General features: G+C 67.3%; 12 protein-coding genes. 8 read left to right on the top strand and 4 right to left on the bottom strand.

The features are described from left to right. Positions 1 to 43: 43 nt before the first annotated feature. A complete protein-coding gene (gene rpsF / locus ACHBTE_RS09765) occupies positions 44 to 334 on the bottom strand; it encodes a 30S ribosomal protein S6 (protein ID WP_005482942.1) in 291 nt (96 codons plus the stop codon). A gap of 286 nt (positions 335 to 620) precedes the next feature. Here rpsF and ACHBTE_RS09760 point away from each other — a divergent pair, with 286 nt between their 5' ends. The 3 genes from ACHBTE_RS09760 to ACHBTE_RS09750 all read left to right on the top strand — a co-directional run bounded on the left by ACHBTE_RS09760 (position 621) and on the right by ACHBTE_RS09750 (position 3396). Continuing rightward, on the top strand, positions 621 to 932 hold the full coding sequence (locus tag ACHBTE_RS09760; protein ID WP_394723182.1) for a hypothetical protein: 312 nt from the start codon (positions 621 to 623) through the stop codon (positions 930 to 932). 215 nt (positions 933 to 1147) lie between these two features. Then, a complete protein-coding gene (femX, locus tag ACHBTE_RS09755) occupies positions 1148 to 2266 on the top strand; it encodes a peptidoglycan bridge formation glycyltransferase FemX (protein WP_394723181.1) in 1119 nt (372 codons plus the stop codon). Positions 2267 to 2364: 98 nt separating this feature from the next. Then, positions 2365 to 3396, top strand: coding sequence for an alanine racemase (locus ACHBTE_RS09750; protein ID WP_394723180.1), 1032 nt, complete (start codon positions 2365 to 2367; stop codon positions 3394 to 3396). A gap of 132 nt (positions 3397 to 3528) precedes the next feature. Here the strand turns inward: ACHBTE_RS09750 and ACHBTE_RS09745 are convergent, their stop codons facing one another. Next, positions 3529 to 5028: a glycosyltransferase family 87 protein gene (locus ACHBTE_RS09745; protein ID WP_394723179.1), complete on the bottom strand. Its 1500-nt coding sequence runs from the start codon at positions 5026 to 5028 to the stop codon at positions 3529 to 3531. Positions 5029 to 5232: 204 nt separating this feature from the next. Further along, positions 5233 to 7914: a transglycosylase domain-containing protein gene (locus ACHBTE_RS09740; RefSeq protein ID WP_394723279.1), complete on the bottom strand. Its 2682-nt coding sequence runs from the start codon at positions 7912 to 7914 to the stop codon at positions 5233 to 5235. 352 nt (positions 7915 to 8266) lie between these two features. Here ACHBTE_RS09740 and ACHBTE_RS09735 point away from each other — a divergent pair, with 352 nt between their 5' ends. From ACHBTE_RS09735 to ACHBTE_RS09720, 4 genes are all read left to right on the top strand, one after another. After that, entirely contained in the window at positions 8267 to 8950 is a 684-nt protein-coding gene (locus ACHBTE_RS09735; protein ID WP_394723178.1) for a PadR family transcriptional regulator, read from the top strand. 43 nt (positions 8951 to 8993) lie between these two features. Next, entirely contained in the window at positions 8994 to 10076 is a 1083-nt protein-coding gene (locus ACHBTE_RS09730; RefSeq protein WP_394723177.1) for an inositol-3-phosphate synthase, read from the top strand. 97 nt (positions 10077 to 10173) lie between these two features. Continuing rightward, positions 10174 to 11436: an MFS transporter gene (locus tag ACHBTE_RS09725; RefSeq protein WP_394723176.1), complete on the top strand. Its 1263-nt coding sequence runs from the start codon at positions 10174 to 10176 to the stop codon at positions 11434 to 11436. Positions 11437 to 11560: 124 nt separating this feature from the next. Further along, the gene (locus ACHBTE_RS09720) at positions 11561 to 12046 is read left to right on the top strand and encodes a hypothetical protein (RefSeq protein ID WP_394723175.1); all 486 of its coding nucleotides are present in this window, start codon (positions 11561 to 11563) and stop codon (positions 12044 to 12046) included. Between the two features lie 109 nt (positions 12047 to 12155). Here ACHBTE_RS09720 and ACHBTE_RS09715 read toward each other — a convergent pair whose 3' ends face one another. Further along, on the bottom strand, positions 12156 to 13595 hold the full coding sequence (locus ACHBTE_RS09715) for a CCA tRNA nucleotidyltransferase (RefSeq protein WP_394723173.1): 1440 nt from the start codon (positions 13593 to 13595) through the stop codon (positions 12156 to 12158). A gap of 271 nt (positions 13596 to 13866) precedes the next feature. On the opposite strand from ACHBTE_RS09715, the gene ACHBTE_RS09710 reads away from it, so the two are divergent. Further along, a complete protein-coding gene (locus ACHBTE_RS09710) occupies positions 13867 to 16305 on the top strand; it encodes a DUF6049 family protein (RefSeq protein ID WP_394723172.1) in 2439 nt (812 codons plus the stop codon). The last annotated feature ends 3 nt before the right edge of the window (positions 16306 to 16308 follow it).

The following is a 16308-nucleotide window of genomic DNA, read 5'->3' as shown; positions in this document are numbered from 1 at the left end:
GGTTGCTGCTACTCGAATCCCGAAATCAACTGAGCTGGAGAGCTCAGTGGGTCTCGGGGCGGAGGACCTTGGTCCGGAGGACCGACTCGTTCAGGTTCATCTGGCGGTCGAGCTCCTTGACGACCGCAGGCTCGGCCTGCAGATCGATGACCGAGTAGATGCCCTCAGGCTTCTTCTTGATCTCGTACGAGAGACGACGACGGCCCCAGGTGTCGACCTTCTCGACCTTCCCGTTGCCCTCACGGACGACGGAGAGGAAGTTCTCGATCAGGGGGGCGACAGCGCGCTCCTCCAGATCGGGGTCGAGGATGACCATCACCTCGTAGTGACGCATGTGGAACCCACCTCCTTTGGACTCAGCGGCCACGGTCGTTCCGTGGCAGGAGGGTCGTGATGCGTACGCAACGGTATCGGCCGCCACTGACAATCGGGGGCCCGCTGGCGGTTCCCCTGCGTGGACTGGGCGGGCTCCCTGGCATGGCCTGGGCAGACACCGGTGCAGACGGTACAGAGTACCCGCACACGTGCTTCCGGTTGAAATCCGCCCTCGGAGGCCGTCAGTCTGTACACATCGGGTGTGTATGGCGCTACGATGCGCCGCCTTCCGCAGGAGGTGCCCTATGGCACAGGCATTGCGACCCAACACCGTCGGAGGCCTTTTCGCCACGGACGGAAAGCCCCACCCCCTCCAGGACACCCTGCTCGTGGTGACCCTGGTGCTGGGGATCACGGCTTTCGTCACGGCGATGTTCCACCACCTGCACCTGCTCAGCTCCTGGACCGGCCTGGTGGGCATCCTCACCGGCGCGTACGGGCAGTGGATCTCGGAGACGACGCGCGAGCGCTTCGGGCTGATCATCGGCCTGGGTGCCTCGGCTGTCGGCTTCTTCCTCGGCATGGCGCACGGCGGCCTCTTCGGCGGGGTCTTCTGACGCCAGGGGCACAGCTCTTCCCCTGCCGGCAAGGAGGCCCGCCCTCCGAACACCGGTAGAACACCGCAGAGAACACGATCGAACGCCCCGGCGGCTCACGGGCCGGGGCGAAGCTTCCGTACGCCCAGTCGGGGCGCTCCCGAGGCGCAGTAGGCTTCCGCGAGAGCCGGAGCCCCTGTACCCATGGGGACACACCAGCCCGAGGAGCGCCCCGAATGAGCCTGACCCTGAGGACGATCAGTCGCGAGCAGCATCTGGCATACATCCAGAGCCTGCCGTCGGCGAGCCACATGCAGGTTCCGGCCTGGGCTGACGTCAAGGCGGAGTGGCGTTCGGAGAGCCTCGGCTGGTTCGACAAGAGCGGTGAGCTCGTGGGCGCGGGCCTCGTCCTCTACCGGCAGCTTCCCAAGATCAAGCGTTACCTCGCCTATCTGCCCGAGGGCCCGGTCATCAACTGGTTCGCGCCAAATCTGACCGACTGGCTGGAACCGATGCTCGCGCACCTCAAGCACCAGGGCGCCTTCTCCGTGAAGATGGGCCCGCCGGTGATCATCCGGCGCTGGGAGGCCCCCTCCATCAAGGCCGGCATCCAGAACCCGGACGTGAAGCGGCTGCGTGACATCGAAGCCGACTTCATCGAGCCGCGCGCTTTCGAGGTCGCCGACAAGCTGCGCCGTATGGGCTGGCAGCAGGGCGAGGACGGCGGGGCCGGCTTCGGCGACGTACAGCCCCGCTACGTCTACCAGGTGCCGCTGGCCAATCGGTCGCTGGAAGAGGTCCACAAGAACTTCAACCAGCTGTGGCGACGCAACATCAAGAAGGCCGAGAAGGCCGGTGTCGAGGTCGTGCAGGGCGGTTACCAGGACCTCGAGGAATGGCAGCGGCTGTACGAGATCACGGCGGTGCGCGACCACTTCCGGCCCCGCCCGTTGTCGTACTTCCAGCGCATGTGGACGGCTCTCAACACCGAGGACCCCAACCGCATGCGGCTGTACTTCGCCCGCCACAACGGGGTGAACCTCTCGGCGGCGACGATGCTGATCGTCGGCGGACACGTCTGGTACTCCTACGGAGCCTCCGACAACATCGGCCGTGAGGTCCGGCCCTCGAATGCGATGCAGTGGCGGATGCTGCGCGACGCCTACGCTCTCGGCGCGACCGTCTACGACCTGCGCGGCATCTCCGACTCCCTGGACGAGACCGACCACCTCTTCGGTCTGATCCAGTTCAAGGTGGGCACGGGCGGGCAGGCCGCCGAGTACCTCGGTGAATGGGACTTCCCGCTGAACAAGCTGCTCCACAAGGCGCTCGACATCTACATGTCGCGTCGCTGACCTCGCGTTCTCTGCTTCGATACCGTCAATTGCTGCACCGTCGATAGCTTTCCTACCTCCGATGCACCGCAGCCACGAGAAAGGTTCCAGGTCCGGCCATGGCGCTCACGCTCTACGTCGACACCGCGCGCTGGCGGGCGCACCACAAGCACGTCCAGGAGCAGTTCCCGGGGCTGGTCCCGGTCTGCAAGGGCAACGGCTACGGGTTCGGGCACGAGCGGCTCGCGGAAGAGGCCACACGCCTGGGCTCCGACGTCCTCGCCGTGGGAACGACGTACGAGGCCGCGCGGATCAAGGACTACTTCGGCGGTGACCTGCTGGTGCTCACGCCCTACCGGCGCGGCGAGGAGCCGGTGCCGCTGCCGGACCGGGTGATCCGCTCGGTGTCGTCGGTGGACGGCGTGTACGGCCTGGTGGGCGCCCGTGTCGTCATCGAGGTGATGTCCTCGATGAAGCGACACGGTGTGAGCGAGCACGACCTGCCGCAACTGCACGCCGCCATAGAGAACGTCCGCCTCGAGGGCTTCGCCATTCACCTGCCGCTCGACCGCACCGACGGCTCGGACGCCGTCGAGGAGGTCATCGGCTGGATGGACCGACTGCGGGCGGCCCGGCTGCCGTTGCACACGATGTTCGTCAGCCACCTCAAGGCCGAGGAACTCGCCCGCCTCCAGCAGCAGTTCCCGCAGACCCGCTTCCGCGCGCGTATCGGCACACGGCTGTGGCTGGGGGACCACGAGGCCACCGAGTACCGCGGCGCGGTCCTGGACGTCACACGCGTCTCCAAGGGCGACCGTTTCGGCTACCGGCAGCAGAAGGCGGCCTCGGACGGCTTCCTGGTGGTCGTGGCGGGCGGCACGTCGCACGGTGTGGGTCTGGAGGCCCCCAAGGCCCTGCACGGCGTCATGCCGCGTGCCAAGGGCGTCGCCCGGGCCGGCCTCGCCACCGTCAACCGGAACCTTTCTCCCTTCGTGTGGGGCGGCAAGCAGCGCTGGTTCGCGGAGCCCCCGCACATGCAGGTCTCCATCCTGTTCGTTCCCGCTGACGCTCCCGAGCCGCAGGTGGGCGACGAGCTGGTCGCTCACCTGCGGCACACCACCACGCAGTTCGACCGGCTGGTCGACCGCTGAACAACCGCCGCTCGCCGACGCGGTGAATCGGTGGCTCGGCAGCGTTCGACAACACCGACGCCGACGTGAGAAAAGGCCGTACACGGCTCACGTGCACGGCCTTTTGCATGGGCTGGGGCCCGCGCTGTTCGCTCAGAGCGAACAGTCGGCCGTCCCTTGCGTGCCCCACGCCACCTGTCGCCCCTCGAAGTGGGCTGCGTGCCGCGCCGGATGGGCCGCGGAGCCGAGCACGAACGCGTCCTCGGCCCGATCGAGTACACCCCCCGAGGGGTCGTCGTCGCCGGCCCGGCGTACCGGATCCCGCTCCGGCATGAGGATGTCCCGCACGATGACGGCGCACATGTACAGCGTCCCCAGCAGGTGCAGGCCGATGGCCCAGTGGTAGCCGTCCGGGGGCAGTCCCTTGTGGGCGTCCCCGCTGGTCGTGTACGCGAGGTACATCCAGATCCCCAGGAAGTACGCCACTTCACAGGTCTGCCAGATGAGGAAGTCCCGCCACCGTGGCCGGGCCAGCACGGCCAGGGGCACCAACCACAGCACGTACTGCGGTGAGTAGACCTTGTTGGTGAGGATGAACGCCGCGACGATCAGGAAGGCCAGCTGGGCGAAGCGCGGACGGCGCGGCGCGGTGAGCGTGAGCGCGGCGACGCCCACACAGCACAGCAGCATCAGCAACGTGGCAAGGGTGTTGACCGTCTCCGTGCTCAGCGGGTCACTGGAGTTCTGGGCAAGGATCAGCCAGACGGAACCGAAGTCGACACCCCGCTCCTGGCTGAACCGGTAGAACTGCGACCAGCCGTCCCAGGCGAGGAGCATCACCGGAAGGTTCACGACCAGCCAGGCGAGGACCGTGCCGGCCAGCGCCTTCCCGAAGTCACGCCATTTGCCCGCGCGCCAGCACAGAACGAACAGAGGGCCCAGCAGGAAGACGGGATAGAGCTTCGCGGCCGTAGCGAGCCCCAGGAGGACCCCGAAGGCCAGCGTGCGGCCCCGCGACCACATCAGCATCGCCGCGGCCGTCAGAGCGACGGCCAGCAGGTCCCAGTTGATGGTTGCCGTCAGCGCGAACGCGGGCGCCAGGGCGACCAGCAGTCCGTCCCAGGGGCGACGGGCGTGCGTGCGGGTCACACAGACGGCAATGGCCGCGGCGCACACCATCAGCATCCCGGCGTTGACCATCCAGTACCACTGCTGCTGGTCCTGAATGCTGCCGCTGTCCGTCGTCAGCCAGGAAGCGACCTCCATGAACACACCGGTCAGCACCGGGTACTCGAGGTACTCCATGTCGCCCGGCAGCTTGTCGAAGTACGGCACCAGCCCATCGGCGAAGCCGCGCCCCTGGAAGAGGTGCGGGATGTCCGAGTAGCAGGCATGCGTGTACTGCGAGCTGGCACCGAAGAACCAGGCGCCGTCGTAGCAGGGTGCTTTCTGGACCAGGCCGAGGGCGAACATGCCGATGGCCACCAGCGCGATGATCCGCACCGGGGTCCACCAGGACGTCCCGAGCAGGGCACGCCGTCCGATGGGGCCGCCGATCAGCTCACTCCCGCTCGCGGCGACCACGTCCTCCGTGGTCGGCCGCACACGGTCCGGCTCGTGCGCGCTCGTATGCGTCGTCTCTGCACTGGGCATGGGGCACATCCTGCCGTACCTGTCTGAGAACGGTGCGAGGACGACTGGGGTGCGGCAGCCGAGTGTTTCACGTGAAACCGACGTTCCACGTGAAACAGGCCGACGCCGAGCAGCAGGGGCTGACCTGCTGCGAGAAAGGCCGATGACCGGCACCCTGCTCATGGGTGCCGGTCATTGGCCTTGCCTCATCGGATGGGCTGTGGATCAGCCTGAGGGCCCGCCGAAAATGCCTCCGTTGCCGTTGCCATTCCCGTTGCTGTTGCCCTCTGTCTCGGTTTCCGTCGGCGTCGGCGTCGACGTCACGCCTCCGTCCGTGCCGCCGTTGTCCGAGCCGCCGATGTCATTGCACTGGAAACCGAAGCAGGTATCGGTCGGCGTGGGCGTAGGCGAGGTCAGCGACTCACTGGGCGTCGGGCTCGGCGTCGGGCTGGCCTCCTCCGTCTGGCTGGGAGTGGGAATCGGTGTGGGGGTCGGGATCTCGTTGATGACCTCACCGATGGGCTCCGGTGTCGGGAACGGTTTCGGCTTCGTCCCCTTCAGCGCCTGCTCCATATAGTCGTGCCAGATCACGGACGGGAATGAAGCACCGTGAATCTTCTTCTGACCGCCCGTGCCGAACATCTTCAGGAACTCACGGTTCTGATTCTTCTCGTTGTCGTCCAGCCGGAACATCGTGATCGCCGTCGACAGCTGCGGGGTGTAGCCCACGAACCAGGCGGAACGGTTGCCGTCGGTGGTACCGGTCTTGCCGGCCACCTCGCGATCGGACAGCTGGGCGTTGCTACCCGTACCCTCCTCGACCACGGTCTTCAGGACGTCCGTGACATTGTCGGCGACCTGAGGAGTGAAAGCGGTCTCGGTCTCGGTCTCATGGCGGAACTTCTCGCCGTCCTTGTCCGTGACCCTCGTGACCGAGAACGGAGAACGCTGCTTTCCGCTGGTGGCGAAGGTCGCGTACGCGCCCGCCATGCGAATCGCGCTGGGCTGGGATGTGCCGATGGAGAAGGACGGGTAGTCGGTGCCGGTCAGACTGTTCTCGAGAAGGCCGGCGTCCATGGCCGCCTCCTTGACCCTGTCCAGGCCGACGTCCATGCCGAGCTGAACGAAGGCGGAGTTCACCGACTCCCTCATCGCTTCACGGAGGTCGATCTGGTAGAGCGGGGGAGAGCCGTACGACTCATCGCCGTCATTGACCTGGTTCCACTCCTCACCCTTCCCGTTCCGCCAGATCTCGCCTCGATAGTCCTTGATCTTCAGCCTGTCCTTGCCGCTGTACAGGCTCTTCGGGGAGACCTGCGTGCGCTCGTCCTGCGCCTGCTCCGGCCCGAGGTCCTTGTCCCGCACGCCCCACTTCATCGCGGCTGCGAGCACGAACGGCTTGAATGTCGAACCGACCTGTGCACCCGTGACGTCACAGTTGTTGGTGAAGTGTTCGGTCGCGTCCGTACCCCCGTAGCAGGCCCTGATCGCGCCGGTCGCCGGGTCGACGGAGGCACCGCCGAACTGCACGTGCCTATCGGTCTTCGGCCGTTCCTTGGGCTTGATGTTCTTCTTGTAGACCGTCGTGACCGCGGACTCGAGTTCCTTGACCTTCTTCTTGTCGAAGGTCGTGTAGATCGAGAGGCCGCCCTCCCGCAGGCTGCGCTCGGTGATCCCGGTCTTTTTGCTGTTGTTGACCAGGTAGCCGTTGGCGAGGTCCACGAGATAGCCGATCTGGCCGCTCAACGCGGTGTTCAAGCGCGGGTTCTTCACGGCAGGCAGCCCGGTGTACTTGGCTCGCACTTGGGGGTCCAGATGCCCGTACTCGACCATTTTGTCGAGGGTGTCCTGCATCTGCACAAGGGCCCGCTTGCTGTTGGCCTTGGGTGTGGCCGCCGGATCGATGGACGTCGAGCCCGCGGGGTCGTAGTACGTGGCGCCCTTGAGCATGGCCGCGAGGAAGGCGCACTCACCCTCGTCCAGATCGATCGCGTCCTTGTCGAAGTACGCGCGGGCCGCGGCCTGAATCCCGTAGGCGTTGCGCCCGTAGTAGGCGGAGTTCAGGTAGCCGGCCATGATGTCGTCCTTCGACCACGTGGCGCCCACCTTGACCGAGACCAGGATCTCCTTGAACTTCCGGGAGAGGGTCTGCGACTGATCGTTCAGCATCGCGTTCTTGACGTACTGCTGGGTGATCGTCGAGCCGCCCTGCGTCTCGCCGCCCTTGGCCATGTTGAGTACGGCGCGGGCGATGCCCTTCGGGTCGATGCCGCTGTCTTCCTTGAAGGTCTTGTTCTCCTGGGAGATGACGGCGTTGCGCATCGCCTTGGGAATCCGCGACAGGTTGATGATCTGCCGGTTGGTCTCGCCGCCCGTGGAGACCATCTCGGTTCCGTTGGACCAGTAGTAGACGTTGTTCTGCGCCTCGGCGGTCTCGTCGACCTTCGGGGTGCCCACCATGGCGTAGCCGATGCCGGCCACCGCGACCAGGCTGCCGAAGAAGGCGAGGAAGAGGCCCGACACGAGCTTCCAGGACGGCAGCCAGCGGCCGACGCCGTATTTGCCTGCCCGCGGATAGTCGATGAACCGCCTCTTGCCGGGGGGAGCGCCCCGGCCACGGCCACCCGGCCCGCCGGGAGCCGCACGCCGGCCGCCGCGGGCAGGCTCCGGTGCCCTGCGCCGGCCGCCACTGCTTCTCTGCGCGGCACGACGAGCCTCGGCTCGTCCGCCGTACTGACGTTCCTCGCCTCCGGAACCGCTGTACCCCGACCCGTACGAGTCGGAAGGAGATCCGGTGGCGCCTCGCGGTGCCGCTCGGCGGCCGGAGGACGAGCCGGCCTGGCCGCGTCGGGCCGCGGCACGTCCGCCTCCCTGCGGCTGCGGCGGTTTGCGACGGTGCTCGCTCATCGAACGACTACTCCTCGGGCAGGCGCACCCCTGCGCGCCTGGCAACGGCGGCTGTTTTCCGGTCCCCCCGAAGTACGGATGCGGATGGTTTCGCATTCACCCGTACTGCACCAAGGACGACGACGTCCCCAGGCGTCACTTGGTTCCCGGTGCTGTGCATGGCGCACAGACTACGCACCGTCAAAGTCCACCTAGCCCCGAACTTCACCCCAAATCAGGCAACTCGCTCCACATGAATCGTTGATGTGATCCCGTTCACCGTTCCCCCACTTGTCGCGCCCGGAAGGCCGTTCTATCGTCTTGATGTATCGAGTCGATACATCAGCGCGAGATAAGACGAGGAGGCGAGGGGATGAGCCGACGTTCCGGGATCCTCGAGTTCGCCGTTCTCGGACTGCTCCGCGAGTCCCCGATGCACGGCTATGAGCTGCGCAAACGACTCAATACGTCGCTGGGCGTGTTCCGTGCGTTCAGCTACGGCACGCTCTATCCCTGCCTCAAGACGCTGGTCGCCAACGGCTGGTTGATCGAGGAACCGGGGAACACCACCGAGGACGCTCTCGCCGCACCACTCGCGGGGCGTCGCGCCAAAATCGTCTATCGGTTGACGGCGGAAGGTAAGGAGCACTTCGAGGAGCTGCTTTCGCAGACCGGCCCTGACGCGTACGAGGACGAGCACTTCGCTGCCCGATTTGCCTTCTTCGGACGCACGCCTCAGGACGTGCGCATGCGCGTGCTGGAGGGCCGTCGCAGCCGGCTGGAGGAGCGCCTGGAGAAGATGAGCGCCTCTCTCACCCGCACGCGGGAGCGCCTCGACGACTACACGCTTGAGCTCCAGCGCCACGGGATGGAGTCCGTGGAGCGCGAAGTGCGCTGGCTGAACGAGCTCATCGAGAGCGAGCGGGCCGGGCGGGACCTGAGAGGTTCCGCCTCCGGGGAGCCCGACTCGCCGGACAGGACATCTGGAGCGCCGGGCGGCCTGCCCCGGCCGGGGGACGCCCCTCGGCCGGATACGCCCGACGACACCGCCACGTGAGGTCCACTCAGGGCCTCACTCGTACACACAGGGAGCAACCGGAATGGGTTCGGTTCGCGTAGCCATCGTCGGTGTGGGCAACTGCGCCGCGTCGCTGGTTCAGGGAGTCGAGTACTACAAGGACGCCGACCCGGCGTCGAAGGTCCCCGGCCTGATGCACGTGCAGTTCGGCGACTATCACGTCCGTGACGTCGAGTTCGTCGCTGCCTTCGATGTCGACGCGAAGAAGGTCGGCCTCGATCTCGCGGACGCCATCGGCGCCAGCGAGAACAACACCATCAAGATCTGCGACGTGCCCCGCTCCGGCGTGACCGTCCAGCGCGGCCACACCCTCGACGGCCTCGGCAAGTACTACCGCGAGACCATCGAGGAGTCCGCCGAGGCCCCGGTCGACGTCGTCCAGGTCCTCAAGGACAAGCAGGTCGACGTCCTCGTCTGCTACCTGCCCGTGGGCTCCGAGGACGCGGCGAAGTACTACGCCCAGTGCGCCATCGACGCCAAGGTCGCCTTCGTCAACGCCCTTCCGGTCTTCATCGCCGGTACGAAGGAGTGGGCGGACAAGTTCACCGAGGCGGGCGTCCCGATCGTCGGCGACGACATCAAGTCCCAGGTCGGCGCCACCATCACGCACCGCGTCATGGCGAAGCTGTTCGAGGACCGCGGCGTCATCCTGGACCGCACGATGCAGCTGAACGTCGGCGGCAACATGGACTTCAAGAACATGCTCGAGCGGGACCGCCTCGAGTCCAAGAAGATCTCCAAGACGCAGGCCGTCACCTCGCAGATCCCCGACCGTGAGCTCGGCGAGAAGAACGTCCACATCGGCCCGTCCGACTACGTCGCCTGGCTCGACGACCGCAAGTGGGCCTACGTCCGCCTCGAGGGCCGTGCCTTCGGTGACGTCCCGCTGAACCTGGAGTACAAGCTCGAGGTCTGGGACTCCCCGAACTCCGCCGGCGTCATCATCGACGCCCTGCGCGCCGCGAAGATCGCCAAGGACCGCGGCATCGGCGGCCCGATCCTGTCGGCGTCGAGCTACTTCATGAAGTCCCCGCCGGTGCAGTACTTCGACGACGTGGCCCGTGAGAACGTCGAGAAGTTCATCAAGGGCGAGGTCGAGCGCTAAGCACCACGGCGCCGCAGTTGAACGCTCCTGCCAGAGCTGCCGAGGGTCCCCGGGTTGTACCGCCCGGGGACCCTCTCCGTATGTGAGGCTGGGCCCCATGTCCGTCGTACGCGACCTGCGGGTCCTGCTGCGCTTCCGGGACTTCCGGCGCCTGCTAGTCGTACGCCTGTTCTCGCAGGGCGCCGACGGCGTCTACCAGACGGCGCTCGCCACATACGTCGTCTTCTCCCCGGAGAAACAGACCTCGGCCGCCTCGATCGCCTCCGCCATGGCGGTACTGCTCCTGCCGTACTCCTTGGTGGGCCCCTTCTCCGGGGTGCTGCTGGACCGCTGGCGCCGCCGTCAGGTCCTGCTGTACGGCAGCCTGCTGCGCACCGTGCTGGCCTCGGCGACGGCCCTCCTGATCGTCTCCGAGGTCCCGGACTGGCTCTTCTACGTCTCCGCCCTGTGCGTCACGGCCGTCAACCGCTTCGTCCTGTCCGGGCTGTCGGCCGCACTGCCGCGGGTGGTCGACGAGGAACGGCTCGTCATCGCCAACTCGCTCTCGCCGACCGCCGGAACACTCGCCGCGACCGCGGGGGCCGGGCTGGCCTTTGTCGTTCGGCTGGTGGCCTGGGACTCCGATGCCGCCGTGGTGCTTCTGGGAGCCGCCCTGTATCTGTGCGCAGGACTGGCGTCACTCCGTATGTCGCGCGAACTGCTGGGGCCTGATCCGGAGTTGGTGCAGCTCCGCCTCGCGGCAGCACTCTCCGGCACCGCACGCGACCTGGTGGCAGGCATCCGCCATCTCGCCTCACCAGCGCGCCGCCAGGCAGCCTGGGCGCTGTTCACGATGACGATGATGCGCTTCTGTTACGGCGCCCTGCTGGTCATGCTGCTGATGCTCTGCCGATACGCCTTCTCGTCGAACGCCGATGACGGACTCGCCCTGCTCGGGCTGGCCTTGGGGGTCTCCGGTGCCGGCTTCTTCGCAGCGGCCCTGGTGACGCCCTGGGCGGCGGGACGGCTGGGTCCCAGCCACTGGATCGTCGTGTGCGCGGGCACCGCCGCGCTCCTGGTGCCGGCGCTCGGGCTGCCGTTCGCCACAACTCCCATGCTGGTGGCGGCATTCGTCCTGGGCCTGACGACACAGGGGGCGAAGATCGCGACGGACACGATCGTGCAGACCTCGGTCGAGGACGGCTTCCGTGGCCGGATCTTTTCGGTCTACGACGTGCTGTTCAACGTCGCGTTCGTGGGTGCGGCCGGCGCAGCCGCCCTGATATTGCCTCCGGACGGCCGATCGGCACCCCTGGTGGTGACAGTCGCCGTTCTCTACGCGGCAGTTGCTGCGACTATGGCCCGCTTTGGGCGCCAGTAAGTGTCACATCAATGACACAGAGTCCCCCTCGGCTACAGGGTTGTCAGTGGTGGCCGGTAGCTTACGTGCGTCTTATTTCGCGCACCGTTCGCTTTGCGCACCCATGTTCTAGGGGGAACCCCAAGTGACAACTCCGCCGCCCCAGGGCAACCCGTTCGCCCAGGGCCAGAACCCGTACGCCCAGGGCCAGCCGCCACAGGGCCAGGCTCCGTACCCGCAGCAGCCGGGTCAGCCCGGGTTCCCCCAGCAGGGGGCGCCGTATGCGCCTGTTCCGCCGCAGCAGCCGGGGCGCAAGTGGACCTTCAAGAAGGTCAAGAACATCGTCGTGGCGGTGGTCGTCGCCGGCATGGTCATCGGTGGCTACATAGCCAGCCGGGACGACGCCGACACGGCGAGCGTCGGCGACTGCATGAGCATCGGCAACCCCAACAGCGCCACCGACCCGGACCTCGAGGTCGTGGACTGCGGCGACTCGAAGGCCGCGTACAAGGTCGCCGAGAAGCACGACGGCAGCTCCACCAGCTGCGACCGCACGAAGTACGCCAGCTACACGGAGACCCGTAAGGGAGACTCCTTCACCCTGTGCCTTGAGAAGTACTCGGGCCAGTAGGTCTCGTCCCGGCCAAGCGAGGGGGGCGATGTTTCACGTGAAACATCGCCCCCCTCGACGCGCGCCATGGATCTGTTTCACGTGAAACAGATCCAGATCACGAGCCCTATTACTGTCCGGCCCACCACTCCTTGAGCGCGGCCACCGCCTCATCCTGCTCCATCGGCCCGTTCTCCAGCCGCAGCTCCAGCATGTGCTTGTACGCGCGCCCGATGACCGGGCCCGGTCCGACGCCCAGGATCTCCATGATCTGGTTGCCGTCGAGGTCGGGGCGGATGGCGTCCAGCTCTTCCTGCTCCTGGAGCTGAGCGATGCGCCCCTCCAGTCCGTCATAGGCACGGGAGAGCGCCGACGCCTTGCGCTTGTTCCGCGTGGTGCAGTCCGAGCGGGTCAGCTTGTGGAGGCGGTTCAGGAGCGGTCCGGCGTCACGGACGTAACGGCGAACCGCGGAGTCCGTCCACTCGCCGGTGCCGTATCCGTGGAAGCGCAGGTGGAGTTCGACGAGACGAGAGACGTCCTTCACCAGCTCATTGGAGTACTTGAGCGCGGTCATGCGCTTCTTCGTCATCTTGGCGCCGACCACCTCGTGGTGGTGGAAGGAGACCCGCCCGTCCTTCTCGAAGCGGCGGGTGCGCGGCTTGCCGATGTCGTGCAGCAGCGCGGCCAGCCGGAGGGTCAGGTCGGGGCCGTTCTCCTCCAGCGCCATCGCCTGCTCCAGGACGATCAAGGAGTGCTCGTAGACGTCCTTGTGCCGGTGATGCTCGTCGCTCTCCAGTCGCAGCGCCGGCAGCTCGGGCAGGACGTGTCCGGCGAGCCCGGTGTCGACCAGCAGCGTCAGACCCTTGCGCGGGTGGGCGGAGAGGACCAGCTTGTTCAGCTCGTCCCGCACCCGCTCCGCGGAAACGATCTCGATCCGCCCGGCCATCTCCGTCATGGCGGTCACCACCTCGGGCGCCACCTCGAAGTCCAGCTGCGCGGCGAAGCGCGCCGCCCGCATCATCCGCAGCGGATCGTCCGAGAAGGACTCCTCAGGTGTGCCCGGGGTCCGCAGCACCCGACCAGCGAGGTCCTCCAGCCCGCCATGCGGGTCGATGAACTCCTTCTCCGGCAGTGCGACAGCCATCGCGTTCACAGTGAAGTCGCGCCGGACGAGGTCCTCCTCGATGGAGTCGCCGTACGACACCTCGGGCTTGCGTGAGGTCCGGTCGTAGGCCTCCGACCGGTAGGTCGTGACCTCGATCTGATAGCCGGACTTCTGCGCCCCTACCGTGCCGAAGGCGATCCCGACCTCCCAGACGGCATCGGCCCAGGGACGGACGATCTTCAGTACGTCCTCGGGACGGGCGTCCGTCGTGAAGTCCAGGTCGTTGCCGAGCCGACCCAGCAACGCGTCGCGGACCGATCCGCCGACCAGGGCGAGCGAGAACCCGGCCTCCTGGAAGCGGCGGGCGAGGTCGTCGGCGACAGGGGCAACACGCAGCAGTTCACTCACCGCACGGTGCTGCACCTGGCTCAGGACGCTGGGCTTGTCTTCGTTGGCGTTCGGCACAACAGAAGAGGGTACGTGGCCCCGGTGACCGGGGGCGCCTCCATTAAATGCGCACTCCGTGTGCAAGGACACCTCTGTCCATACGCTCACAAGGGCAGCGCTTGCGACGCACGGAAACGCTGTTCCTTATACCTGTACATAGAGGGACAGGTGCGGCAGTGCGAGCCGATCTTGTGAGGCACTCCTCGGCACTTCCTCTCAGCGCGCATCGTTACCATGCGTGGACGCACATTCCGACGACCACTGACGACGACGAGGGACGGGCGAGCGCGTGGCCGACGCGGCAGACTTCCAGGGGACCAGTCCCTCACCTGCCCGCCGGTGGCTGCGGCGGACGGGAGCACTGTTCGCCGGGGTGCCACTGCTGGCCGGCCTGCTTCAGCTGTCCGCCGCCGCGCCCACGCACGCGGTCGAGCAGGACTCCCTGAAGGCCGCTTCCGGCTCCGGGACAGTGGCCGTGGCTGTGGATTCGCTCACCCCCGCCGTCCCCGGTGAAGGCGACACGCTGACCGTGTCCGGCTCCGTGACCAACGAGGGCAAGCAGACGGTCACGGACGCCCAGGTGGACCTGCGCCTGGGGCCCGCCCTCAACACCCGCGGAGACATCGACACCGTCGCCCGGCGCAGCGCCTACCAGGACGGCCTCGACGGAGCCGCGGTGGGCGACAAGTACGTCAAGGAGTTCTCCAAGCTCACTCCGGGCGTCGCGCACCGCTTCAGCATCTCCGTACCGGTCGACGAGCTGGACCTCGGCGCGGACGGGGTCTACCAGTTCGCCGTCTCCCTGTCCGGCGAGACCTCCACGCAGCCGTGGAATCGCGTGCTCGGCATCCAGCGGACCTTCCTGCCGTGGCAGCCCGACGGGGCGGACACGGAGACCCGCACGACGGTGCTCTGGCCGCTGGTCTCCACCGCGCACATGACGGCCCAGACAGGGTCGAACGAGTCGCAGACGCCGGTCTTCAGCGACGACGAGCTCGCCGAGGAGATCGCCCCGGGCGGGCGGCTGGAGCAGATGGTCTCGCTGGGCAAGGAACTCGACGTCACCTGGGTCATCGACCCCGATCTGCTGGCCTCCGTGGACGCGATGACGGAGAGCTACCGCGTCCAGGGCGAGGGCGACACGACCACGCCGGGCACCCATCAGAGGGTCGCCATGGACTGGCTGGCGCAGCTCCAGGAGGCGGTGCAGGACAAGGAAGTCGTCGCTCTGCCCTTCGGCGACCCGGACCTGGCATCCCTGGCCCACAACGGCACCAAGGTGACCGGCTCGCTCAGCCACCTCAAGGAGGCCACCGACGTCGCCGCCGACACCGTCGACTCGATCCTCCATGTGCAGCCGACCACCGACTTCGCCTGGCCCATGGACGGTGCCATCGACCCGTCCATCGTCAAGGTCGCCACCTCCGGCGGAGCGGACAAGGTGATCGCCCGCAATGACAGCCTGGTGGAGACCGGCGGCCTGCCCTACACACCCAATGCGGCCCGCCCCATCGGCGGCGGCACGACGGCGGTCGTCGCTGACGCACGGATGTCGAACGGCTTCCAGGGCAATCTGACACGGGCGTCGAGCTCCTCGCTCGCCGTTCAGCGGTTCCTCGCCCAGAGCCTGGCCCTGAACCTGCAGTCGGACAAGCAGCGCAACATCGTCGTCGCCCCGCAGCGGATGCCTACAGCCAGCCAGGCTCGTGCGCTGGCCGAGGCGGTGACAGCGCTCCAGGGCGGCACCTGGGCCCAGTCCCAGGACCTCACGGCCGCCGCCGCGGCCAAGCCCGACCCGGGCGCCACCACGAAGGTGCCGGCGGCCTCCAGGTATCCGTCCTCGCTGCGCAAGCAGGAACTGCCTCGCTCGGCCTTCGAGCAGATCGAGACCACGCAGGACAAGCTCGACAAGTTCAAGGTGATCCTCTCGGACCAGTCCCGGGTCGTGACCCCCTTCGGGCGGGCCATGAACCGGGAGATGTCCACGTCCTGGCGGGGCCGCTCCGCGGCGGCGGCCGACTACCGCAACGGCGTCGAGGCGTACCTCGACTCCCTGGCCGGCCAGGTCACACTGATCGACAAGTCGGAGACCAAGCTCTCCGGGCGCAGCGCCACGATCCCCGTGACCGTGCAGAACAACCTCGTGCAGGGCGCCGAGCACCTGGTGCTGCGGCTCACCTCGACGAGCCCGAGGCGGCTCGAGATCGGCGGTGAGGCCTTCTACGAGCAGCCCGTCACCGTCTCCGGCGGGCACAGCCAGACGGTGAAGTTCACCACGTCCGCTCAGGCCAACGGGCGGGCCGAGGTGATCGCCCAGCTGTACACGGAGGACGGCCAGAAGTACGGCGCCCCCGTCAGGTTCGACGTGAAGGTCACCGAGTTCACGGCCACCGTGATGCTGGTCATCGGCGGCGGCTTCCTCCTGCTGGTCCTCGCCGGGTTCCGTATGTACACCCAGCGCAAGCGGGCAGCGGCCCGTGCGGCCGAGGAGGACGCCCTCGCGGAGGACGCGATCGTTGACGGCACCGCTGAGGAGCCGGCCGAGGACGACCGCGCTCAGGAGAACTCCGAGGGCCCCGATGAGCGTCCCCTTCCTCAAGACCTCGGCAAGGAGGAGTCCGGCACCGGAACCCCGGCAGACGCCCCGGAGCAGCCGAGTGACCTGAAACCGGACACCGCAGCGGAAAGCGCCGACCCGTCCGGCACGGGTGAGAGAGTGGACCGTTGAGCG

The sequence above is a fragment of the Streptomyces sp. M41 genome (genome assembly GCF_043673425.1).
Lineage (GTDB): Bacteria > Actinomycetota > Actinomycetes > Streptomycetales > Streptomycetaceae > Streptomyces.
Note: the sequence above shows the minus strand (reverse complement) of the source record. Positions and strands in the feature narration are given on the sequence as shown.